Raw genomic sequence first — 21,724 nt, 5'->3', positions numbered from 1 at the left:
ATCTTTAATATTCGGCAAGTTATCATGTAAGCGCTTAATAGAGAGGGATTCTTATTTATAATGAGGGTACAAAAGAGAAAGAGGTGAAGAAAATGAGTGCTAAAAAAGTGTACGGATTTTTAACACAAGCATTTATTTTTGCCGTCATTATGCTGGTTTCCAATATGATTGCCGCTTTTGTCCCAATTCCTATACCGGCGTCGGTTGTAGGTTTGGTCTTATTATTTCTCCTATTATGTTTGAAAGTGATTAAACTGGAACAAGTAGAAACGCTCGGAGCGTCTTTAACCTCATTGATTGGATTTTTATTTGTTCCATCAGGTATATCTGTTATGAATTCTCTTGGTGTGATGCAGCAATACGGCCTGCAAATCGTCCTTGTCATTCTTCTCGCAACGATTATTTTATTGGGGGCAACAGGATTGTTTTCTCAGCTTATTCTTACACTGAGCGGAAAACGCAAGACTGCTGATGACATAAAAGCAAAAACAGTACAGTCCCCGCAGAAGAAAAACGAACTTGTTCATCATTAAGAGAAGCAGGAGGTTCATGAAATGGAAAGCACAATGAGTCCATATTTCGGAATTGTCGTATCACTGGCCGCTTTCGGCATTGGCACCTTTTTATTTAAAAAAACAAAAGGGTTCTTCCTTTTCACTCCATTGTTTGTTGCGATGGTGCTAGGGATTGCATTTTTGAAAATCGGCGGTTTCTCTTACGCTGACTATAATAACGGGGGAGAAATCATTAAGTTTTTCTTGGAACCCGCGACGATTGCCTTTGCCATTCCATTGTACAAACAAAGAGATAAACTGAAAAAATACTGGTGGCAAATTATGTCCTCCATTATCGTAGGCTCTATCTGCTCTGTCACGATTGTCTATTTGCTTGCAAAAGGGATTCACCTTGATGAGGCTGTTATGAAAAGTATGCTTCCGCAGGCGGCAACAACGGCGATTGCGCTTCCTTTATCAAAAGATATTGGCGGCATCAGCGATATCACAGCTTTTGCTGTTATCTTTAACGCCGTCATTGTGTATGCGCTCGGCGCTTTGTTCTTAAAAGTATTTAAAGTGAAGAATCCCATTTCGAAAGGGTTGGCTCTCGGAACGTCCGGACACGCACTCGGTGTAGCTGTCGGGATCGAGATGGGTGAAGTCGAAGCCGCGATGGCAAGTATCGCTGTTGTCGTTGTCGGGGTCGTAACGGTTCTGGTCATTCCTGTGTTCGTGCAGCTGATCGGAGGTTAAGCCAAGGTTGAACCCTTGGCTTTTTCTATTTTATGGTGCGTCTTCCGGATCGATATATCCCTGTTTAATGCCCCATTCCACTTGATCGTCATGCCACTTTTTTCGTTCTTCATAACCATAGCCGTCGTCATCAGGAAGCTCTGAAGCCGGCTGTTGAATGGCATCATCTGTCTGGCTCGGTGAAGATGGCGCATTTTGGCTGTTAGATGAGGATGCCTCATTCTGCTGACGCTGTGCCTGGGCTTGCCGTTTTTTTTCGGCGTTCGCTTCCTGCTGTTTTTGGAGTGCTGCCTGACGCTGCCTTTCAAGCTCAGCTTGTCTTTCTGCTCGCTGTCTCTCTGCTGCAGCCCGTGCCAATCGTTGCCGTTCCGCTTCTTCCTCCTGTTGTTTCTTTCGTTTCGCTCTCTGCTCTTTTTCACGTTTTTTCGCTGCAGCGATTTGCCTTTGTTTCTCTGCTTCTTCCTTCGCCTTCACCTTTCCTAATTCAGTTGCGAGCGGATTCACCATTTTCAATGAAACGGGTTTTAGGTTTTTCAGCTCTTTCTCCAGCTTGTTTTCATGAAACGCTGCGGCTGTGATAACAGTCTCTTCTTTTGGCTCTGAAGATATGCTGTTGCTATTGGAGCAGCCGGTTACTATCAATGTCAAAAATAGAGTAAGCTGAATCGGTTTGTTCATGTGTCGGACTCCCTTCTGGTTCTTATATCGGCTTTTTTAGTATGAGGTTCACTTTGTTTAGCGTTTTTTCCTATATGTGGTTTTTGATAAACTGCGAAATAAGGAGAAGGATGGGGTAGTATATTGATCTTCATATAACAGAATCTGGTGCAGAGCATCCGCAACTTCTGATTTTTATTTATGGCGGGGGTGTCAGCGGCTGGATGCGGGAAGATCAAATCAGCTATTTTCAACATTTGTGGCGCCGTTTTGATCTTTTCCAGACTCAGACAAAAATGCTTTATCTTCATGCCAGCCGATTCGAAACATACTATAAAGTAAGCAGTCAAATGAGCGCAGGTACGCTTTATCAAATACTAATATGACATGTACGATACCCGATTCGCTCAGACAAACCAGTGCCAGCCTGCTGGTGACAGTCGGGGAAAAAGAAAGAAAAGTGATGTAAGCATCGCAGCTGAAATCGCAAAGATGAATGAAAATTCGAGAACGCTATGTTTCCAGGGAACTGCCATGGAGCGCCGCTGGCTCAGCCGATGCTGTTTAACAAAATTCTTCATGATTGGCAGGAGGGTTCAGAACACTGCATTCTGGATAAGAATAAAAGATTTTCTTTTTCTCTCTTGCACTCATAAATAACCCATGTTACAATGAGAAAGTTGTTCCGGATAAGTCATCCTTGACTAAACATCCGGCATTGTGTAGAATAGTTATTGAATTGAATATAAATCACAAGCAGAAGCACCCGCTTCTCACCTGATTGACACATTCATGTAGTTGGCAGGTTGACCGTACATTTTTATTGATACAGATGTTCGTAGTGTGGGTGTTTTATAATGCCCGCACTTTTTGTTTGCCTGCAGAATGCAGTCAAAAGAGTTGTGAATCAATTCGAAGAAACTATGGAGGTGGCTCATTATTAGCAAAGATCAATTGGTTAATGAGGGTATCCGTGCACGTGAGGTCCGCTTAATCGGACAAAATGGCGACCAGCTTGGAATCAAGTCCCGTCAGGAAGCACTTGAAATAGCCGGCCGCGCAAATCTTGACCTTGTGTTAGTTGCAGCAAATGCAAAACCGCCTGTCTGCCGCATCATGGACTACGGAAAGTTCAGATTCGAGCAGCAGAAAAAGGACAAAGAAGCACGCAAAAATCAAAAAATCATTAACTTAAAAGAAGTTAGATTAAGCCCGACAATCGATGAGCACGACTTTAACACGAAGTTGCGCAATGCGATTAAATTCCTTGAAAAAGGCGATAAAGTGAAAGCTTCTATCCGCTTTAAAGGACGCGCAATCACTCATAAAGAAATCGGCCAGCGTGTACTAGACCGTTTTTCTGAAGCATGTGCTGAGGTTGCGACAGTCGAAACAAAACCAAAAATGGACGGCCGCAGCATGTTCTTAATGCTCGCGCCGAAAAACGAAAAGCAATAAGGAGGAAATCCCATGCCAAAAATGAAAACTCACCGCGGATCTGCTAAACGTTTTAAAAAGACAGGTTCTGGGAAGTTAAAACGTTCTCATGCATACACAAGTCACTTATTCGCCAACAAATCTCAAAAGCAAAAGCGTAAGCTTCGCAAGAGTGCTGTTGTAAGTGCAGGAGACTTCAAACGTATCAAACAAATGCTTGCTAACATCAAGTAATCGGACAAGGAACAATTAGGAGGGAAATTTAATGCCAAGAGTAAAAGGCGGAACTGTTACACGTAAGCGTCGTAAAAAGGTTCTTAAATTAGCAAAAGGTTATTTCGGTTCAAAACATACATTATACAAAGTAGCTAACCAGCAGGTCATGAAATCTGGAAACTATGCTTTCCGTGACCGTCGTCAGAAAAAACGTGATTTCCGTAAGCTTTGGATCACTCGTATCAACGCAGCTGCTCGCATGAACGGTCTTTCTTACAGCCGTTTAATGCACGGTCTTAAGCTTTCTGGTATCGAAGTAAACCGTAAAATGCTTGCTGATCTTGCTGTAAACGATCTTACTGCATTCAATCAGCTTGCTGATGCTGCTAAAGCTCAATTAAACAAATAATGATATAGAGCCGCTCTTAGAGAGCGGCTTTTTTATATAAAGGATGAGGCAACATGATAATTGCTGTATATCTAGTTCTGATCAATCTGTGCGGTTTTTGGGTGATGGGCGCAGATAAACGAAGAGCGCAGCGCCACAAATGGAGAATTTCTGAAAACCGGCTGTGGCTGATCGCCATCGTGTTTGGAGCGCTTGGTGTCTGGCTCGGCATGCAGACCTTCAGACATAAAACGAAGCACGCATCATTTCAATACGGTGTGCCGTTTCTTTTGGTGATTGAAGCGGTGTTGATCGGCATCTATTACAGTCCGTTTGATTTATAAAAAAGCAGAAAAGCGTTTACCGCTCTTCTGCTTTTTTTGCAAGTTTAATGGGCAGATCCCAGTCAATTTTACAATCCGGATATCGTTCCAGTACTTTTTCTTCAATATTCTCAAAATCTTTTGCGGAAAAGTTTTTTAGCTTCTCAGGAGACTCCGTCCATACAAAGATGGTGTGGATGAACAATGGATGATCCTTGGAAGGAATATGCTTTTCTCCTTCAAAAAGCACGCCTTTATACGTCAATTGAAAGTTCTTTCGGGTATTGTTCTGTTCATCGATAATATAAAAAAGTTCTTTTGATTGGGCCAGCTTCAGTCTTCTCTTTGGATTTGCGACATATTTGACCAAGGCATAAATACAGTAAGCAAATAGAGCAAGCAATAAAATCCGGAGAACCATGATAAACATTGTGTGAAGGCACCTCCCTCATTGTGATGATCTGATGTAATACGTAGAGCATAGAAAAAGGTTTCACTTTTTCTAAAAGAAGTTTGTTAAAAAAGATATACCCGCTTTTTAAGTGAAATAGTCGTATGGTTGCCGTCAGGTTTTGTATAATAATAATGCAGGACAGATGAAGGAGGTTTTTGGAATCATGGCAAAATTGGATGAAACGTTAACCATGCTGAAGGAATTAACTGATGCAAAAGGCATTCCGGGAAATGAAAGAGAAGTCAGGCAAGTGATGAAATCATACATAGAACCATTTGCTGATGAAGTGACAACTGACCGGCTTGGCAGTTTAATTGCGAAAAAAACAGGTGCAGAAAACGGTCCGAAAATTATGATTGCCGGGCATTTGGACGAAGTCGGCTTTATGGTGACACAAATCACCGATAAAGGCTTTATCCGTTTTCAAACTGTCGGCGGCTGGTGGTCTCAAGTCATGCTGGCTCAGCGTGTCACCATCGTGACGAAAAAGGGAGAGGTCACAGGTGTTATCGGATCTAAGCCACCGCACATTTTATCTGCTGAAGCGAGAAAAAAACCGGTCGATATCAAAGAGATGTTCGTTGATATTGGGGCTTCAAGCCGTGAGGAAGCATTGGAATGGGGCGTACTCCCAGGTGATATGATCGTTCCGCATTTTGAATTCACGGTCATGAACAATGAAAAATTTCTTTTAGCAAAGGCGTGGGACAACCGTATAGGCTGTGCGATCGCCATTGATGTTTTGAGGAATTTAAAAGACACAGATCATCCAAACGTTGTGTATGGCGTTGGAACTGTCCAAGAAGAAGTTGGCCTAAGAGGAGCGAAGACCTCTGCGCACACGATACAGCCTGATATTGCTTTCGGTGTTGATGTAGGAATAGCCGGAGATACGCCAGGGATTTCTGAGAAGGAAGCGCAAAGCAAAATGGGAGAAGGGCCGCAGATTATTCTGTACGATGCATCTATGGTCTCCCACAAAGGACTTCGTGACTTAGTTGTCAATACAGCAGAAGAAGCAGGCATTCCATATCAATTTGATGCGATCGCCGGCGGAGGAACTGATTCCGGGTCCATTCATTTGACGGCAAACGGTGTTCCGGCGCTGTCCATTACCATTGCAACACGATACATTCATACGCACGCTGCCATGCTGCATCGTGACGATTATGAAAATGCGGTAAAATTAATCACCGAAGTCATTAAGAAGTTAGATCGGCAAACGGTTGACGATATTACGTACCAATAAAGATACGGAAGAATCCGCCTTGTGAGGCGGATTCTATTTTTTTGTCTGTACAAATTTTGGTGGAGTGACTACAATAAAGGAGATACCGAAAAATTCCTGAACCTGATCACGTACGAGATGCAGCTCATTTGTAAGGAAAGGAGGATTCAATTTCACAATTTGTAAGCGCTTTCTAAAATAAGGGAGGTTTGAAAAAATTGAAAAAGAAAAAAGCATGGAAACGGTTCTTTCACTTTTCGAGTGCTGCTCTGACGGCGGGTTTGTTATTGACTTCCGCTTCTCCGGCATCCGCTGCATTTTGGGGAGCATCTAATGAACTGCTTCATGATCCAACGATGATCAAAGAGGGAAGCTCGTGGTACGCGTTTGGAACAGGCCTTACGGAAGAAAGGGGGCTGCGGGTTCTCAAATCGTCGGATGCTAAAAATTGGACCGTGCAAAAATCGATTTTCAGCACACCTTTATCATGGTGGTCCACTTATGTGCCGAATTACGGCCAAAACCAGTGGGCACCGGACATTCAATATTATAACGGAAAGTACTGGCTGTATTATTCAGTTTCTTCTTTCGGAAAAAATGTCTCTGCCATAGGCCTTGCTTCTTCAACAAGCATCAGCTCGGGAAGCTGGAAAGACGAAGGCCTGGTGATCCGGTCGACGAGCTCCGATAATTATAACGCCATCGACCCGGAACTCACCTTTGACAAGGATGGCAATCCGTGGCTTGCGTTCGGCTCATTTTGGAGCGGAATCAAGCTGACCAAGCTGGATAAGAATACGATGAAGCCTACCGGATCGCTTTATTCCATTGCGTCGAGACCGAGTAATAGCGGAGCGCTGGAGGCTCCTACCCTCACGTATCAAAATGGTTACTACTATTTAATGGTTTCATTTGATAAATGCTGTGACGGGGTAAATAGTACGTACAAAATTGCTTATGGGAGATCTAAAAGCATAACAGGGCCTTATCTTGATAAAAGCGGAAAAAGCATGCTGGAAGGAGGGGGCACCATCTTAGATTCCGGCAATGATCAATGGAAAGGGCCTGGAGGTCAGGATATTGTAAATGGAAACATACTTGTGCGCCATGCCTATGACGCGAAAGATAACGGCATTCCCAAGCTACTAATCAATGATTTGAATTGGAGTTCGGGCTGGCCGTCCTATTAAACTGATAAGCCGGGTGAACACCTGGCTTTTTTTAAAAGAAAAGATTGACAGTATCCTACTGAATTACTATAATGAAGTTGTTCGTACAAATTAATGATAATTCACTAGTTTTTGTTTATTAGTACGTATCTATCAATTTAGAATTGGAAGCGTTTTATTTTATAAGAAAGGGGCAGTTAACATGCTTCAGACAAGAGATTATGAATTCTGGTTTGTAACAGGAAGCCAGCATCTATACGGAGAAGAAACGCTGCAGCTGGTAGACCAGCATGCAAAAAGCATTTGTGAGGGGCTTAGCGGCATTTCTTCCAGATATAAAATTAAGCATAAACCTGTTGTAACTTCCTCGGAAACCATCAGACAGCTGTTAAGAGAAGCGGAGTACAGTGAGACATGCGCCGGTATTATTACATGGATGCACACATTTTCTCCTGCAAAAATGTGGATAGAAGGCCTTTCCTCTTATCAAAAACCGCTTATGCATCTGCATACTCAATATAATCGCGATATTCCATGGGGTACGATTGACATGGATTTTATGAACAGCAACCAATCCGCACATGGCGACCGCGAGTACGGGTACATCAATTCTCGTATGGGGCTGAGCCGTAAAGTTGTCGCGGGCTATTGGGATGATGAAGAGGTAAAGAAAGAAATTTCTCAGTGGATGAATACGGCGGCTGCGTTAAATGAAAGCAGACATATCAAGGTTGCCAGATTCGGAGATAACATGCGCCATGTTGCAGTAACGGACGGAGACAAGGTGGGAGCGCATATCCAGTTCGGCTGGCAGGTTGACGGCTATGGCATCGGGGATCTTGTCGAAGTGATGAATGGAATTTCTGACGATGAGGTCGAAACACTTTATGCAGAGTATGACAAGCTTTATGTCATCAGCGAGGAAACGAAACGAGACGTAGCAAAGATAGCGTCCATTAAAGAACAGGCGAAAATTGAACTTGGTCTAACCGCTTTTCTTGAACAAGGCGGATACACGGCTTTTACGACTTCATTTGAAGTGCTGCACGGAATGAAACAGCTGCCTGGGCTGGCCGTTCAGAGGCTGATGGAAAAAGGCTACGGGTTCGCCGGAGAAGGTGATTGGAAGACGGCTGCTCTCGTCCGGATGATGAAAATCATGGCTGAAGGTAAAAGAACGTCCTTCATGGAAGACTATACGTACCATTTTGAACCTGGAAATGAAATGATTCTTGGCTCACACATGCTTGAGGTGTGCCCGACAGTTGCTTTGGATCAGCCGAAAATTGAAGTACATCCGCTGTCTATCGGAGGCAAGGATGACCCGGCGCGGTTTGTATTCAATGGCATCAGCGGATCAGCCATTCAAGCGAGTCTGGTTGATATCGGAGGGCGTTTCCGTCTCGTGCTCAATGAGGTAAACGGACAGGAAATCGAGAAAGATATGCCGAATCTGCCTGTCGCCCGCGTTCTCTGGAAGCCTGAGCCTTCATTAAAAACAGCGGCAGAGGCATGGATTTTAGCCGGCGGCGCACACCATACCTGCTTGTCTTACGAATTGACAGCGGAGCAATTGATGGATTGGGCGGAAATGGCGGGGGTTGAAAGTATCTTGATTTCTCGCGATACATCGATTCACAAGCTGAAACATGAATTGAAATGGAACGAGGCGCTTTACAGGCTTCAAAAGTAGAGAGGAGGATGTCACTTGGCTTACACAATAGGTGTTGATTTCGGAACATTATCAGGAAGAGCGGTGCTCGTTCACGTCAAAACTGGAGAAGAGCTGGCGGCGGCTGTCAAAGAATATCCACACGCCGTCATTGATACCGTCCTTCCCAAAACGGGTCAAAAGCTGCCGCGGGACTGGGCGCTTCAGCATCCGGCAGATTATCTGGAAGTCTTGGAAACAACGATTCCATCATTACTTGAACAGACTGGTGTTGATCCAAAAGAGATCATCGGGATCGGAATTGATTTTACGGCATGTACGATCTTGCCTGTCGACAGTGAAGGACAGCCATTATGTATGCTGCCGGAATTTGAAGAGGAGCCGCACAGCTATGTGAAGCTTTGGAAGCATCATGCCGCCCAAAAGCATGCTGATCGGCTCAATCAAATCGCCGAAGAAGAAGGAGAAGCTTTTTTACAGCGCTACGGAGGAAAGATTTCATCAGAATGGATGATTCCGAAGGTGATGCAGATTGCCGAAGAAGCGCCGCACATTTATGAAGCAGCTGATCGGATGATCGAAGCAGCTGACTGGATCGTGTATCAGCTGTGCGGCTCGCTGAAGCGAAGCAACTGCACAGCTGGTTATAAAGCGATTTGGAGTGAAAAAGCGGGATATCCTTCAGAGAATTTCTTTGAAAAACTTCACCCTGCAATGAAAACGATTACAAAAGATAAGTTAGCGGGATCGATTCACTCAGTAGGGGAAAAAGCAGGCGGGCTGACGGAAAAAATGGCACAGCTGACCGGTCTCCTTCCGGGCACAGCAGTTGCTGTTGCGAATGTTGACGCTCATGTTTCTGTTCCGGCTGTCGGTATCACAGAACCAGGAAAAATGCTGATGATTATGGGAACCTCAACATGCCACGTACTCTTAGGAGACGAGGTAAACATTGTGCCCGGCATGTGCGGGGTTGTGGACAACGGCATCCTTCCGGGATTTGCGGGGTATGAAGCCGGACAGTCCTGTGTGGGCGATCATTTTGAATGGTTCGTGAAAACGTGTGTCCCGCAAGCCTATAAAGACGAAGCGGAGAAAAAAAATGTCAGCATTCACGAGCTACTGAGCGAGAAGGCAAACATGCAGGCACCGGGTGAGAGCGGCCTCCTTGCCCTGGATTGGTGGAATGGAAACCGTTCAACTCTTGTTGATGCTGATCTAACGGGGATGCTGCTTGGCATGACGCTGCTGACGAAACCCGAAGAGCTTTACCGTGCGTTAGTTGAAGCAACAGCATACGGCACAAGGATGATTATTGAAACATTTAGAGAAAGCGGAGTGCCAATTGAAGAACTTTACGCAGCTGGCGGTATTGCTGAGAAAAACCCGTTTGTCATGCAGATTTATGCGGATGTCACAAACATGGATATTAAAATCTCAGGTTCACCGCAAGCCCCTGCCTTAGGATCTGCCATTTTCGGCGCGCTTGCGGCCGGTAAAGAAAACGGCGGCTATGATGACGTCACAGAGGCAGCGGCGCACATGGGGAAACTGAAAGATATTTCATATACGCCAAATGCTGAGCATGCCTCCGTATATGAAAAGCTATACGCTGAATATAAAGAGCTGGTTCAATATTTCGGAAAAGAGAATCATGTCATGAAGCGTCTGAAAACGATAAAAAATCTTCAATTTTCATCTGCCGCACAAAAGAATTCATAAAGGGTGATGAGCATGCTTGAAACGTTAAAAAAAGAGGTGCTGGCTGCCAACCTGAAGCTTCAAGAGCATCAGCTGGTGACCTTTACGTGGGGAAATGTGAGCGGTATTGACCGTGAAAAAGAGTTAATCGTCATTAAACCGAGCGGAGTCGAATACAGCGAGCTGACAGCCGATGACTTGGTTGTTTTGAATTTGGAAGGTGAGGTCGTAGAAGGCTCGCTCAAACCTTCTTCTGATACACCCACTCATGTTTATTTGTATAACGCGTTTCCAAATATCGGCGGGATTGTCCATACCCATTCTCAATGGGCGACAAGCTGGGCGCAAGCCGGAAGGGACATACCCCCTTTAGGCACGACACATGCCGATTATTTCGACAGTGCGATTCCGTGTACACGTGAAATGTACGATGAAGAAATCATTCATGACTACGAACTGAATACAGGCAAAGTGATCGCGGAGACCTTTCAGCATCATAAATACGAGCAGGTGCCGGGCGTGCTCGTTAATAACCACGGCCCGTTCTGCTGGGGCACAGATGCCTTAAACGCCATTCATAACGCGGTGGTGTTAGAAACGGTTGCGGAAATGGCGTATCACTCTATGATGCTGAACAAGAATGTCAACCCGATCAATACTGTTCTCCACGAAAAGCACTTTTATCGAAAACACGGAGCAAATGCGTATTATGGCCAGTCATAATCCCGCAGTATCACCGGCCGGTTTTCTGATTGACTTGGACGGTACCGTATTCAGAGGAAACGAACTGATCGATGGAGCAAGAGAAGCCATCAGTACACTTCGAAATATGGGAAAGAAAATCGTCTTTTTGAGCAACCGGGGAAATATCTCCCGTGCCATGTGCAGAAAAAAACTGCTTGGTGCCGGAATAGATGCAGATGTAAACGAAATTGTCCTGTCATCAAGTGTGACAGCAGCCTTTTTAAAAAGGAACTATCGTTTTTCAAAGGTATGGGTGCTTGGAGAACAGGGCTTGATTGACGAACTGAGGCTGGCAGGCGTCCAGACAGCAGATGAACCGAAGGAGGCGGATTGGCTTGTCATCTCGCTTCATGAAACACTCACCTACGAAGACTTGAATCAAGCCTTTAAAGCGGCCGCCGCAGGCGCTCGTATAATTGCCACGAACAAAGACCGCTATTTTCCTAATGAGGACGGGAATGCCATCGACGTCGCTGGAATGATTGGGGCGATAGAAGCTTCTGCTCAGGCGAAGACGGAGCTTGTCGTCGGAAAGCCGTCGTGGCTGATGGCGGAGGCTGCCTGTACTGCGCTGGGGCTTTCTGCACATGAATGTATGATTATAGGGGACAGCATTGAATCTGATATCGCAACGGGAAAGCTGTATGGCATGAAGAGCGCTTTAGTGCTGACTGGTTCAGCGAAACCGGGTGAACAGCGTTTGTATACGCCGGATTATGTACTGGAGTCGATTAAGGATGTAACCAAACTGGCTGAGGAGGGGATTCTGCTATGAATCATATCGCAGCTGACGTTCAGCGTGCTTTTGAACACGCGGGGGAGATGACATTTCCTGTAGAAGTAGAAGAAATTGTTCTAGAAAAACAAGCAGCCGATCGGTTGTTGGATTATGTAAAAAGAAAGAATGATCAGCGTATCGTCCTTGTCTGTGATCGGAATACGCACCGTATAGCGGGGATCGAGTTAGAAGATCGCTTGATAAAGGAAGGGCTTCAGGCGGAGTGTCTGATCATTCCGGAAAATGAAGCGGGAGATGTGGCGGCAGATGAACGGTCACTCATTCATGTGCTGGTCCATACGAAAAAATCAACAGATATCATGATCGCAGTCGGTTCGGGGACTATCCATGATATTGTGCGTTTTGCCGCCTTCCAGAGGGGGCTGCCGTTTATTTCTTATCCGACCGCCCCATCCGTTGACGGATTTACATCAGCCGGTGCGCCCATTATTTTATACGGTACGAAAACCACCATCCAAACGAAGGCCCCGTCCGCGCTGTTTGCTGATCTTGACATCTTAAAATCGGCGCCGCAGCCTATGGTGGCGGCTGGATTTGGGGATATGCTAGGCAAAATGACGTCTCTGGCTGATTGGAACATTTCTCATCAGCTCGCTGGTGAGCCATATTCATCAACAGGCGCAAAGCTCGTACAAGAAGCACTTGATGCCTGTATCGAAAACGCTGAAGACATTGCGATGAAAACGGAAACGGGCATCCGGGTCCTGATGGAGTCCTTGATTGTATCAGGACTTGTCATGCTGGCTTTGGATCATTCCCGTCCTGCTTCAGGAGGGGAGCATCATATTTCCCATTGGATTGAGATGGAATTAATGGAGAAAAAACGGCCTCAGATTCTCCATGGGGCAAAAGTGGGCTGTGCGGCCGTTTTATTGACTGACACGTACAGAAAGCTGATCCAAGCCGAAGGGCTGAACGAATTTTCTCCGCGTCAGCGGGAAGTCATTCAATCGGCTTATGAAACGCTGCCGGAAGGAAAAAAGCTGGCCGGCTGGCTGAAATCTGCCGGAGGCCCTGCGTATTTTGACGAAATCGGTGTCGGGCATGATTCCGTCAAAAATGCCTTCAGACACGCACACACCTTAAGAGACCGCTGCACCGGATTAAGGCTCATCAATGAAAACAAAACGCTTGTCAATCATGGTCTTTATGAATAGCCCGCACCTCGAATGGAAGGGGTAACATAGATGAAAAAGATGACTGTCTGTTTTCTTGCGCTCATGATGGTTTTGACATTATTTATCGCTGGGTGTTCAGCGGAACGGTCATCCGGTAAACCGGGTGAAACGGAGCTGACTTTTTGGACATTTAACGGACTTCATGAGCAGTTTTATGTGGAAATGGTGAAAGAGTGGAACAAGAAATATCCTGACCGTCAAATTAAACTGAATACGGTCGTCTATCCGTATGGCCAAATGCACGATAATCTGTCGATTTCCTTAATCGCCGGGGAAGGCGTGCCTGACATTGCAGATGTAGAATTGGCCCGGTTTTCAAACTTTCTGAAGGGCACCGATGTGCCGCTTGCCGATTTGTCCCCGCTTATTGAAAAGGACCGGGATAAATTCGTAGAGGCGCGTCTTACGTTGTACAGCAAAAACGGCAAGCTATACGGGCTGGATACTCATGTAGGAACGACAGTTATGTTCTATAACATGGATATTATGAAAAAAGCCGGCATCAACCCGGATGATATTAAAACATGGGATGATTACCGCAAAGCCGGACAGAAAGTGCGCAAAGCGACCGGAAAGCCAATGGGAACGGTGGAAACAAATGATTCAGCAACATTTTTATCAATGATTTCACAGCAAAACTCAGGGTATTTTGATAAAAATGGAAAGCTGATCCTGAATAATGACACCAACGTAAAAACGCTTCAGTATTTAAAAGACATGATTAATGATAAAACAATGATCGCTGCACCAGGCGGCGGGCATCACAGTGAAGAATATTACGGTTTTATGAACCAAGGCGGAGCGGCTTCTGTTCTGATGCCGATTTGGTATATGGGAAGATTCATAGATTATATGCCTGATCTGAAAGGGAAGATTGCCATTCGGCCGCTTCCGGCATGGAAAGAAGGAGGCGACCGTTCAGCGGGTTTGGGCGGCACAGCCACCGTTGTGCCAAAGCAGGCCAAACATGTCGAATTAGCGAAAGAGTTTCTCGCCTTTGCGAAGGGTTCTGAAGAAGGAAACAAAAAGCTTTGGAGTGTGCTCGGGTTCGATCCGCTTCGCTGGGATGTCTGGAGCTCCAAGGAATTGAAAGAGAAAAACCAATACACGGATTACTTCCAAAACGGAACAGGCATTTTTTCTGTGCTGCTCGATATCAAGGATGAAATCAATCCGATTTATTTACATGAGGATTTTGCCAAGGCTTCAGACCTTGTCAACAGAAGCGTATTATTCGACGCGCTCAAATCTCAGCAAAAGACGCCAAAACAAGCCTTGGACAGAGCGGCAGGTGAACTGAAACAGAAATAGAATCCCATTCAAAAAGTGAAAGCGGGGAGGTTCTCATGAAACCTGTGAAAACGGGAACGGCTCATCCCGTTCCTTCGGCTGCGAAAGAATCAGGCTGGCGAGGTATTTTTTATTCGAAAAAAGCGGCGCCTTATCTGTTTACAGCGCCATTTGTTTTATCCTTTCTTGTTTTTTTTCTATATCCCATCATTAGTGTCTTCATCATGAGCTTTCAAAGAATATTGCCTGGAGAGGTGACGTTTGTCGGGTTATCCAATTACACCGCTCTTAACAACCCGACGTTTTATACCGCCCTTTTTAATACGCTGGAATATACGTTTTGGACGCTGATTGTGCTGATTCCAGTTCCATTGCTGTTGGCCATATTCTTGAATTCGAAACTGGTCAAATTCAGAAACATTTTCAAATCAGCGTTATTTATACCTGCACTGACTTCTACCATTGTGGCTGGTATCATTTTCAGGCTGATCTTTGGAGAGATGGAAACATCTTTAGCCAATTCGATTTTATTGAAACTCGGCTTTTCACCGCAGAACTGGATGAACAATGAACATACCGGCATGTTTTTGATGGTGCTGCTTGCTTCGTGGAGATGGATGGGAATTAACATCCTTTACTTTTTGGCCGGACTGCAAAATGTGCCGAAAGAGCTGTACGAAGCCGCTGATATTGACGGAGCAAATACGTTGAAAAAATTTATGCACATTACGCTGCCGTTTCTGAAGCCTGTATCCGTCTACGTTTTAACCATCAGCATCATTGGCGGGTTCAGGATGTTTGAGGAAAGCTACGTCCTTTGGCAAAATAATTCCCCGGGTAATATCGGCCTGACGCTTGTCGGATATTTATATCAGCAGGGCCTTGCTTACAATGAAATGGGATACGGGGCGGCCATCGGCATTGTCCTTTTGATTGTCATACTTGTTGTCAGCCTGATTTCATTAAAACTGTCAGGCTCGTTTAAGGGGGAGGGGTAAATGTTGCAGCACAGTCCTCAGTTTCGGGTGTACAGAATCGCGCTTACTCTATTTTTTATCATGCTGAGCCTGTTGTATATTTTCCCGATTTTCTGTCTGCTTTTAGGATCATTAAAGCCGTCATCTGAGCTTTTGCGGGTGGGGCTGAATGTTGACATTGATCCAAAAGTGATGAGTCTTGATAACTATACATTTTTGTTTAACGGCGGCAGCATTTATTTTAAATGGTTTTTTAACAGCCTTGTGCTCGGTCTATTAACGACAGTGCTTACTCTGTTTTTCTCGTCGATGATCGGATACGGGCTAGCGGTTTATGAATTTAAAGGCAGAAATATCATTTTTGTTCTTGTGCTGATTATTATGATGGTTCCGCTGGAAGTGATGATGCTCCCGTTGTTTAAGCTTACAGTCGGACTGCATTTGATCGATTCGTATACGGGTGTCATTTTGCCGTTTATCGTTTCGCCGGTAGCTGTTTTCTTTTTCCGGCAATATGCACTTGGCCTTCCGAAAGACCTGCTGGATTCAGCAAGGATGGACGGATGTACGGAATTCGGCATTTTTTTCAGGATTATGGCGCCTCTGATGAAACCGGCATTCGGAGCGATGATTATTCTCCAGTCTTTAAACAGCTGGAACAACTTCTTATGGCCCTTGATTGTGCTTCGGTCGAAAGAAATGTTTACGCTTCCAATCGGGCTGTCCAGCTTGCTTAGCCCTTACGGAAACAACTATGACATGCTCATATCCGGCTCAGTATTTGCCATTTTGCCGGTGATTATCATTTTCTTGTTTTTCCAAAAATACTTTATCTCCGGCCTGACAGTAGGCGGAGTCAAAGGATAATGAAGGAGGAAACGTGTAATGAAAAAAGCGAGAGTGATTGTGGACAAAGAATATAAAATTGGTGAAGTCGACAAACGGATTTACGGGTCGTTCATCGAGCACATGGGGCGTGCTGTATACGAAGGCATATATGAACCTGATCATCCTCAGGCTGATGAAAACGGGTTTCGCAAGGATGTTCAGGCGTTAATCAAGGAATTGCAGGTTCCGATCATCCGCTATCCGGGCGGAAACTTTTTATCAGGGTATAATTGGGAGGACGGCGTCGGACCTGTCGAGAACCGCCCGAGACGCCTTGACTTGGCATGGCAAACGACAGAAACCAATGAAGTGGGAACGAATGAATTTTTAACTTGGGCAAAAAAGGTGAACACAGAAGTCAATATGGCTGTTAACCTTGGCACGAGAGGGATAGATGCTGCCCGCAATCTCGTAGAATACTGCAATCATCCGAAAGGCTCTTACTGGAGTGATTTGAGAAGATCGCATGGCTATGAACAGCCGTACGGTATCAAAACGTGGTGCCTGGGTAACGAAATGGATGGCCCGTGGCAGATCGGCCACAAAACAGCTGACGAATACGGACGGCTTGCCGCGGAGACGGCAAAGGTCATGAAATGGGTTGACCCATCAATTGAACTTGTTGCCTGCGGCAGCTCAAACAGCGGCATGCCGACCTTTATCGATTGGGAAGCAAAGGTGCTGGAGCATACGTACGAGCATGTCGACTATATTTCTCTCCATACGTATTACGGAAACCGGGATAACAATCTGCCAAACTATCTGGCTCGTTCAATGGATCTCGATCATTTTATTAAATCTGTTGCTGCAACCTGTGACTATGTAAAAGCAAAAACACGCAGCAAGAAAACGATCAATCTCTCTCTGGACGAATGGAATGTATGGTATCACTCAAATGAAGCTGATAAAAAAGTAGAACCGTGGATTACTGCGCGGCCTATTTTAGAAGATATTTATAATTTTGAAGATGCCTTATTGGTGGGCTCATTGCTCATTACGATGCTGCAGCACGCAGACCGTGTGAAAATCGCGTGTCTTGCACAGCTTGTAAATGTCATCGCGCCAATCATGACGGAAAAAGGCGGAGAAGCATGGAGACAGCCGATTTTTTATCCGTACATGCATGCTTCTGTCTACGGCAGAGGAGAGTCGCTGCAACCGCTTATTACTTCACCGAAGTATGACTGCTCTGATTTTACTGATGTGCCGTATGTTGACGCCGCAGTCGTATATTCTGAAGAGGAAGAAACACTGACGATTTTTGCGGTGAACAAAGCTGAAGATCAAATGGAAACTGAAATTTCGCTCAGAGGCTTTGAATCGTATCAAATCGCAGAGCATATCGTACTTGAGCATCCGGATATTAAAGCGACAAACCAGCATAACAGAAAAAATGTCGTCCCGCATTCCAACGGAACATCGTCTGTCAGTGAAAACGGCTTAACCGCACATTTCACGCCGCTTTCATGGAATGTGATCCGTCTGCAAAAACAATCATAATAGCAACATGAGCCGGAGATCTGTCTCCGGTTTTTTATTTTTTCTTAGTAAATATGATTCAGTACCTTGTAATGTTCAGTAGCGGATGTTACCATGTGAGGGATGGTGGAAAATATAAACAAAATTACGGGCCGCAGGGAGGATTTGATCATGAATGCTCAATTTAAAAAGGGAGCATTAGAGTTATGTGTGCTTGTATGTATTGCTGAAAAAGACCAATACGGATATGAGCTGTCTCAAAACATTTCCCGGTATATGGCTATTGCTGAAGGCACCTTATATCCTCTTCTAAGAAGACTGACGAAAGAGGAGTATTTAGAAACATATATGGCTCCGTCTTCTGAAGGGCCTGCCAGAAAATATTACACGTTGTCAAAGCTTGGTGTCATGCGAATGAAATTGCTGCTGGCAGAATGGGATCAGTTCACAGCATCCGTCAACCAAATCATTGATGCGGCAAGGGGAGGAGAACGATGAATCAAGAACAGTTTTTACAGGAGTTAAGCAAAGCGTTACAGCCGCTTTCTGAAGAAGAGCGGAATGAGATCTTATTTGATTTTGAGGAACATATTACCGAAGGGATGAAAGAAGGCAGGCCGGAAGCGAACATTATCAGGGAACTCGGCTCCCCAAAACAAATTGCAAAGGAATTGGTGCCAGATGTGACGGAAACTGCTCCAGCAGTGCAGCGCCCTAAGAAGAACCTCTTCCAGATGGCATGTTCAGCAGCAGCGATAAGCATCTTGAATTTGATTTTTGTGCTGGGACCAGCTATTGGCATTTTTGGAGTGTACGTAGGTTTCTGCGGGGCAGCGCTTGCACTCTCTGTATCACCAATTATGTTTGTCGGCATGGTGATGTTTCAAATGAATACGCACATGATGCTGGAGTTCTTTTTATCACTCATGTTTGGCAGTCTGGGACTGCTATCTTGTATAGGGCTGTGGCATATAGGAAAGCTGCTGTATAGCGTGAGTTTACGATATATCAGATATAATTTAAAGCTGGTGACGGGGGCGCAGACATGAAAAAAATCATAATAGGATTGATCGCAGTACTTGCAGTCGGGGTAATCGGAGCTGTCATCTCTGCAGCTGCCTCGGATTTTACAAAAGAAGAGGTGAAAGCTGCCGAAACTTATGATCCTGCAGATATTAAAAAAATTGAGGTAGCAACGAGCTCGATGAATGCAGAGGTCAAAAGCGGGCAAACGGATGATATTCAGGTAGCTGCTGAAGGACAAGTCAGTGATAAAAGCAAAAAGCTGTTCGATGTGACCCAAGATGGAAAATCATTAACAATCAATCAAATAGCACGCGAGAATATCATCTCTTTTATACCGTGGGGCAGCGAAAAGGATATGAAAATCACAATCACGATTCCGAAAAAGAAGTATGATGAGATAACCGTAACGACAACCTCTGGCGATATTCTGATAGAAAATGCGCAAACGGATCAATCAGCTGCTGACTCTACATCAGGAAATATTGAGCTGAAGCATACACGCATCGAAAACGAGCTGACGCTAAAAACAACGAGCGGAGATGTTCAAGCTGATCAAAATTCATTCGGCCAAGGTGAGGTAAAGACAACAAGCGGATCAATAAAAAGCAGCCGCACAACAGCTGAAAAGGTGAACTATAAGACAACTTCCGGGGATATTGATCTTCTTCAGGATCATCAGAACGAAGAGGTCGACATCGTCACTACGAGCGGAAGTGTGTCAGTAGGGTATCAGAAAGAACCTGCATCTTTGGCAGTGGATTTTCAGGCTGACTCAGGTGATACTGCGGTCAATCTCGACCACATCCTGTATAAAGAAAAGACAGAGCACCGTGTTGTAGGTTATGTAGGTGATCGCCCCTCTAACCGTTTAAAAGTTCGTACAACCTCTGGAGACATTGAACTAAACTAACTGCCTCAAGCCGGCCCATTCCAGCCGGCTTTTTTGAATAGGAAAAAATGACCGCTTTTTGCTCTGAAATTATGATATATTTATGAAAAACAGCAAAGGGGTTGGGGAGAAATGAATGCGGTTACAATTGTGATAGCGTCAATGTGTATATTGGCTATCGCCTATCGTTTATACGGAACATTTATGATGGTGAAGGTTCTCAAAGTGAATGATGATAAGCCAACGCCTGCACATGCGCTTGAGGATGGAAAAGACTATGTGCCTACAAATAAATGGGTCTCATTCGGTCATCATTTCGCGGCCATTGCGGCGGCCGGGCCGCTGGTCGGACCGATTCTCGCGGCGCAGTTCGGTTATTTGCCGGGATTATTATGGCTGTTAATCGGGGCGGTGATAGGGGGAGCCGTCCATGATATTGTTGTGCTGTTCGCGTCAATGCGTCAAAACGGAAAGTCGCTGTCGGAAGTGGCGAAGGATGAGCTTGGTCCTGTTGCCGGCTTTTGTACGGGACTGTCCATGCTGTTTATTATTACCATTACGATGGCAGGCCTGTCGATGGTTGTGCTGCACGCGCTTGAACGGAATCCGTGGGGGACATTTGCTGTAGGGATTACGATTCCGATTGCGATGGGTGTCGGCTTGTTTTATAAGAAAACAGGGAATTTAAAGCTGGCGTCTTCTATCGGTTTTCTATTTTTAATGGCTGGAGTGTTTATCGGCCCTTGGGTGCAGACTACCGCATTTGGTGATCTGTTAACCCTTGATACGAAAACGCTTGCAATCGCGTTGCCGATTTACGCTTTTTTTGCAGCGGCACTGCCGGTCTGGCTGCTGCTCGCACCGCGCGATTATTTAAGCAGTTTTATGAAAATCGGTGTGTTTATCGCTTTAATTGCGGGTGTGTTTGTCGTTAATCCGTCCATTCCATTTCCGGCTTTTACGGAGTTTATAAAAGGCGGCGGGCCTGTGCTTGCGGGTCCTGTCTGGCCATTCATCTCGATTACGATAGCCTGCGGCGCGATCTCGGGGTTCCATGCCTTTGTCGGTTCCGGCACCACGCCGAAAATGCTTAATAAATGGAGTGATATGAAGCCGGTTGCTTTCGGTGCAATGCTTGTTGAGTGCCTTGTCGGCATTATGGCGCTGATTGCGGCGACTGCTTTGCAGCCTGCAGATTACTTTGCGATCAACAGCACGCCTGAGGTTTTCCGTACGCTCGGCATGGATGTTGTGCATTTGCTTGAACTGAGCAGGGAAATCGGTTTGGACTTAGAAGGCAGAACAGGGGGAGCCGTCACGCTTGCGGTAGGAATGACTTATATTTTTACCGGAATTCCGTTTTTCAGCCATCTGGCCTCATACTTTTTCCAATTTGTCATTATGTTTGAAGCGGTGTTTATTTTAACGGCGATCGACGCCGGCACGCGTGTGGCACGCTATTTGATTCAGGACTTCTTCGGAGAGGCGTATAAGCCGCTGAAGAAAACGGACTGGATTCCCGGATCTGTATTTGCCAGTGCGCTTGCCTGCTTTATGTGGGGCTATTTGCTTTACTCAGGTGATATCGGATCCATTTGGGCGCTGTTTGGCGTTTCCAATCAGCTGATGGCTTCAGTGGGTCTGATTATCGGAGCAACCATTGTGCTGAAAATCGCCGACAAACGCCGTTACATCCTCACCTGCCTCATTCCGCTCGCCTATTTATATGTGACTGTGAATTACGCGGGCTATTGGATGGTGCGCTATGTGTATCTCAATCCAGACGCTGCGGGTTACAGTGTCCTGAATGGCGTTTTGTCTATCATCATGCTGCTGTTAGGATTCATCATTATCGTGGCGGCAGTGAAAAAATGGGCGCAGATGTGGAGAGATCCCAGCTTAAGAATGGAAGCCTCTATACCGGGATAAAAGGAAAAATGGAAACCTTAAGGAGGAAAA

General features: G+C 45.3%; 23 protein-coding genes and 1 other annotated feature. Of the genes, 21 read left to right on the top strand and 2 right to left on the bottom strand.

Annotated features, from left to right (window positions below):
- Positions 1-92 precede the first annotated feature (92 nt).
- Positions 93-533, top strand: coding sequence for an antiholin-like murein hydrolase modulator LrgA (gene lrgA, locus NYE43_RS14720; RefSeq protein WP_095714238.1), 441 nt, complete (start codon positions 93-95; stop codon positions 531-533).
- A gap of 21 nt (positions 534-554) precedes the next feature.
- Positions 555-1,250, top strand: coding sequence for an antiholin-like protein LrgB (gene lrgB / locus NYE43_RS14715; RefSeq protein WP_038954251.1), 696 nt, complete (start codon positions 555-557; stop codon positions 1,248-1,250).
- Positions 1,251-1,280: 30 nt separating this feature from the next.
- Here lrgB and NYE43_RS14710 read toward each other — a convergent pair whose 3' ends face one another.
- The gene (locus tag NYE43_RS14710) at positions 1,281-1,928 is read right to left on the bottom strand and encodes a hypothetical protein (RefSeq protein WP_151174426.1); all 648 of its coding nucleotides are present in this window, start codon (positions 1,926-1,928) and stop codon (positions 1,281-1,283) included.
- A gap of 727 nt (positions 1,929-2,655) precedes the next feature.
- Positions 2,656-2,786 (top strand) — a sequence feature (ribosomal protein L20 leader region).
- Positions 2,787-2,843: 57 nt separating this feature from the next.
- Between NYE43_RS14710 and infC the strand changes: the two genes are divergently transcribed.
- The 4 genes from infC to NYE43_RS14690 are packed head-to-tail and all read left to right on the top strand — an operon-like array spanning position 2,844 to position 4,292.
- Positions 2,844-3,365 (top strand): translation initiation factor IF-3, encoded by a 522-nt coding sequence (gene infC / locus NYE43_RS14705; protein ID WP_071543361.1) that lies wholly within the window; start codon positions 2,844-2,846, stop codon positions 3,363-3,365.
- 12 nt (positions 3,366-3,377) lie between these two features.
- Entirely contained in the window at positions 3,378-3,578 is a 201-nt protein-coding gene (rpmI, locus tag NYE43_RS14700) for a 50S ribosomal protein L35 (RefSeq protein ID WP_003222418.1), read from the top strand.
- Between the two features lie 31 nt (positions 3,579-3,609).
- Positions 3,610-3,969: a 50S ribosomal protein L20 gene (gene rplT, locus NYE43_RS14695; protein WP_003222420.1), complete on the top strand. Its 360-nt coding sequence runs from the start codon at positions 3,610-3,612 to the stop codon at positions 3,967-3,969.
- Positions 3,970-4,022: 53 nt separating this feature from the next.
- On the top strand, positions 4,023-4,292 hold the full coding sequence (locus tag NYE43_RS14690; RefSeq protein ID WP_024122433.1) for a DUF1294 domain-containing protein: 270 nt from the start codon (positions 4,023-4,025) through the stop codon (positions 4,290-4,292).
- Positions 4,293-4,308: 16 nt separating this feature from the next.
- Here the strand turns inward: NYE43_RS14690 and ysdB are convergent, their stop codons facing one another.
- On the bottom strand, positions 4,309-4,701 hold the full coding sequence (gene ysdB, locus NYE43_RS14685) for a sigma W pathway protein YsdB (protein ID WP_024122432.1): 393 nt from the start codon (positions 4,699-4,701) through the stop codon (positions 4,309-4,311).
- Positions 4,702-4,888: 187 nt separating this feature from the next.
- On the opposite strand from ysdB, the gene NYE43_RS14680 reads away from it, so the two are divergent.
- From NYE43_RS14680 to cstA, 15 genes are all read left to right on the top strand, one after another.
- Complete coding sequence (locus tag NYE43_RS14680; RefSeq protein ID WP_024122431.1) at positions 4,889-5,974, top strand: M42 family metallopeptidase; 1,086 nt, start codon at positions 4,889-4,891, stop codon at positions 5,972-5,974.
- 197 nt (positions 5,975-6,171) lie between these two features.
- On the top strand, positions 6,172-7,143 hold the full coding sequence (gene abnA / locus NYE43_RS14675; protein ID WP_101860147.1) for an arabinan endo-1,5-alpha-L-arabinosidase AbnA: 972 nt from the start codon (positions 6,172-6,174) through the stop codon (positions 7,141-7,143).
- 181 nt (positions 7,144-7,324) lie between these two features.
- Complete coding sequence (gene araA, locus NYE43_RS14670) at positions 7,325-8,815, top strand: L-arabinose isomerase (RefSeq protein WP_101860148.1); 1,491 nt, start codon at positions 7,325-7,327, stop codon at positions 8,813-8,815.
- A gap of 15 nt (positions 8,816-8,830) precedes the next feature.
- Entirely contained in the window at positions 8,831-10,516 is a 1,686-nt protein-coding gene (gene araB / locus NYE43_RS14665) for a ribulokinase (protein ID WP_101860149.1), read from the top strand.
- A gap of 12 nt (positions 10,517-10,528) precedes the next feature.
- Positions 10,529-11,218: an L-ribulose-5-phosphate 4-epimerase gene (gene araD, locus NYE43_RS14660; protein WP_024122427.1), complete on the top strand. Its 690-nt coding sequence runs from the start codon at positions 10,529-10,531 to the stop codon at positions 11,216-11,218.
- Complete coding sequence (locus NYE43_RS14655) at positions 11,196-12,014, top strand: HAD-IIA family hydrolase (protein ID WP_101860150.1); 819 nt, start codon at positions 11,196-11,198, stop codon at positions 12,012-12,014. Before araD ends, NYE43_RS14655 begins: the two co-directional genes overlap by 23 nt.
- A complete protein-coding gene (egsA, locus tag NYE43_RS14650; protein ID WP_185848729.1) occupies positions 12,011-13,195 on the top strand; it encodes a sn-glycerol-1-phosphate dehydrogenase in 1,185 nt (394 codons plus the stop codon). The genes NYE43_RS14655 and egsA overlap by 4 nt, the downstream gene beginning before the upstream one ends.
- Positions 13,196-13,225: 30 nt before the next feature.
- Positions 13,226-14,527: an ABC transporter substrate-binding protein gene (locus NYE43_RS14645; protein ID WP_024122424.1), complete on the top strand. Its 1,302-nt coding sequence runs from the start codon at positions 13,226-13,228 to the stop codon at positions 14,525-14,527.
- A 35-nt stretch (positions 14,528-14,562) separates the two neighbouring features.
- Positions 14,563-15,504, top strand: a complete 942-nt coding sequence (locus NYE43_RS14640) for a carbohydrate ABC transporter permease (protein ID WP_095714249.1) — start codon at positions 14,563-14,565, stop codon at positions 15,502-15,504.
- On the top strand, positions 15,505-16,350 hold the full coding sequence (gene araQ, locus NYE43_RS14635) for an arabinose ABC transporter permease AraQ (protein ID WP_044153972.1): 846 nt from the start codon (positions 15,505-15,507) through the stop codon (positions 16,348-16,350).
- 18 nt (positions 16,351-16,368) lie between these two features.
- Positions 16,369-17,871: an alpha-L-arabinofuranosidase AbfA gene (abfA, locus tag NYE43_RS14630; RefSeq protein ID WP_185848730.1), complete on the top strand. Its 1,503-nt coding sequence runs from the start codon at positions 16,369-16,371 to the stop codon at positions 17,869-17,871.
- A gap of 150 nt (positions 17,872-18,021) precedes the next feature.
- Complete coding sequence (locus NYE43_RS14625; protein WP_024122421.1) at positions 18,022-18,348, top strand: PadR family transcriptional regulator; 327 nt, start codon at positions 18,022-18,024, stop codon at positions 18,346-18,348.
- Positions 18,345-18,899 (top strand): HAAS signaling domain-containing protein, encoded by a 555-nt coding sequence (locus NYE43_RS14620; protein WP_024122420.1) that lies wholly within the window; start codon positions 18,345-18,347, stop codon positions 18,897-18,899. Before NYE43_RS14625 ends, NYE43_RS14620 begins: the two co-directional genes overlap by 4 nt.
- Positions 18,896-19,786 carry a DUF4097 family beta strand repeat-containing protein gene (locus tag NYE43_RS14615; protein WP_185848731.1) on the top strand — a complete coding sequence of 297 codons (891 nt, stop codon included), beginning with the start codon at positions 18,896-18,898 and terminating at the stop codon, positions 19,784-19,786. Before NYE43_RS14620 ends, NYE43_RS14615 begins: the two co-directional genes overlap by 4 nt.
- A gap of 111 nt (positions 19,787-19,897) precedes the next feature.
- Complete coding sequence (gene cstA / locus NYE43_RS14610; RefSeq protein ID WP_341062176.1) at positions 19,898-21,694, top strand: carbon starvation protein CstA; 1,797 nt, start codon at positions 19,898-19,900, stop codon at positions 21,692-21,694.
- Positions 21,695-21,724 lie beyond the last annotated feature (30 nt).

Origin of the sequence: Bacillus sp. FSL R5-0434, from assembly GCF_038004745.1 — a bacterium.
GTDB classification, from domain to species: Bacteria; Bacillota; Bacilli; order Bacillales; family Bacillaceae; genus Bacillus; species Bacillus halotolerans.
Note: the sequence above shows the minus strand (reverse complement) of the source record. Positions and strands in the feature narration are given on the sequence as shown.

Excerpts from the sequence above, each read along its gene's own strand:
- NYE43_RS14640 (WP_095714249.1), top strand. The coding sequence starts at position 14,563 with ATGAAACCTGTGAAAACGGGAACGGCTCATCCCGTTCCTTCGGCTGCG.
- NYE43_RS14680 (WP_024122431.1), top strand. The coding sequence starts at position 4,889 with ATGGCAAAATTGGATGAAACGTTAACCATGCTGAAGGAATTAACTGAT.
- araA (WP_101860148.1), top strand. The coding sequence starts at position 7,325 with ATGCTTCAGACAAGAGATTATGAATTCTGGTTTGTAACAGGAAGCCAG.
- lrgB (WP_038954251.1), top strand. The coding sequence starts at position 555 with ATGGAAAGCACAATGAGTCCATATTTCGGAATTGTCGTATCACTGGCC.
- rpmI (WP_003222418.1), top strand. The coding sequence starts at position 3,378 with ATGCCAAAAATGAAAACTCACCGCGGATCTGCTAAACGTTTTAAAAAG.
- NYE43_RS14620 (WP_024122420.1), top strand. The coding sequence starts at position 18,345 with ATGAATCAAGAACAGTTTTTACAGGAGTTAAGCAAAGCGTTACAGCCG.
- NYE43_RS14625 (WP_024122421.1), top strand. The coding sequence starts at position 18,022 with ATGAATGCTCAATTTAAAAAGGGAGCATTAGAGTTATGTGTGCTTGTA.
- araD (WP_024122427.1), top strand. The coding sequence starts at position 10,529 with ATGCTTGAAACGTTAAAAAAAGAGGTGCTGGCTGCCAACCTGAAGCTT.
- egsA (WP_185848729.1), top strand. The coding sequence starts at position 12,011 with ATGAATCATATCGCAGCTGACGTTCAGCGTGCTTTTGAACACGCGGGG.
- cstA (WP_341062176.1), top strand. The coding sequence starts at position 19,898 with ATGAATGCGGTTACAATTGTGATAGCGTCAATGTGTATATTGGCTATC.
- NYE43_RS14710 (WP_151174426.1), bottom strand. The coding sequence starts at position 1,928 with ATGAACAAACCGATTCAGCTTACTCTATTTTTGACATTGATAGTAACC.
- NYE43_RS14655 (WP_101860150.1), top strand. The coding sequence starts at position 11,196 with ATGCGTATTATGGCCAGTCATAATCCCGCAGTATCACCGGCCGGTTTT.
- NYE43_RS14690 (WP_024122433.1), top strand. The coding sequence starts at position 4,023 with ATGATAATTGCTGTATATCTAGTTCTGATCAATCTGTGCGGTTTTTGG.
- ysdB (WP_024122432.1), bottom strand. The coding sequence starts at position 4,701 with ATGTTTATCATGGTTCTCCGGATTTTATTGCTTGCTCTATTTGCTTAC.
- araQ (WP_044153972.1), top strand. The coding sequence starts at position 15,505 with ATGTTGCAGCACAGTCCTCAGTTTCGGGTGTACAGAATCGCGCTTACT.
- NYE43_RS14615 (WP_185848731.1), top strand. The coding sequence starts at position 18,896 with ATGAAAAAAATCATAATAGGATTGATCGCAGTACTTGCAGTCGGGGTA.
- lrgA (WP_095714238.1), top strand. The coding sequence starts at position 93 with ATGAGTGCTAAAAAAGTGTACGGATTTTTAACACAAGCATTTATTTTT.
- rplT (WP_003222420.1), top strand. The coding sequence starts at position 3,610 with ATGCCAAGAGTAAAAGGCGGAACTGTTACACGTAAGCGTCGTAAAAAG.
- NYE43_RS14645 (WP_024122424.1), top strand. The coding sequence starts at position 13,226 with ATGAAAAAGATGACTGTCTGTTTTCTTGCGCTCATGATGGTTTTGACA.
- abfA (WP_185848730.1), top strand. The coding sequence starts at position 16,369 with ATGAAAAAAGCGAGAGTGATTGTGGACAAAGAATATAAAATTGGTGAA.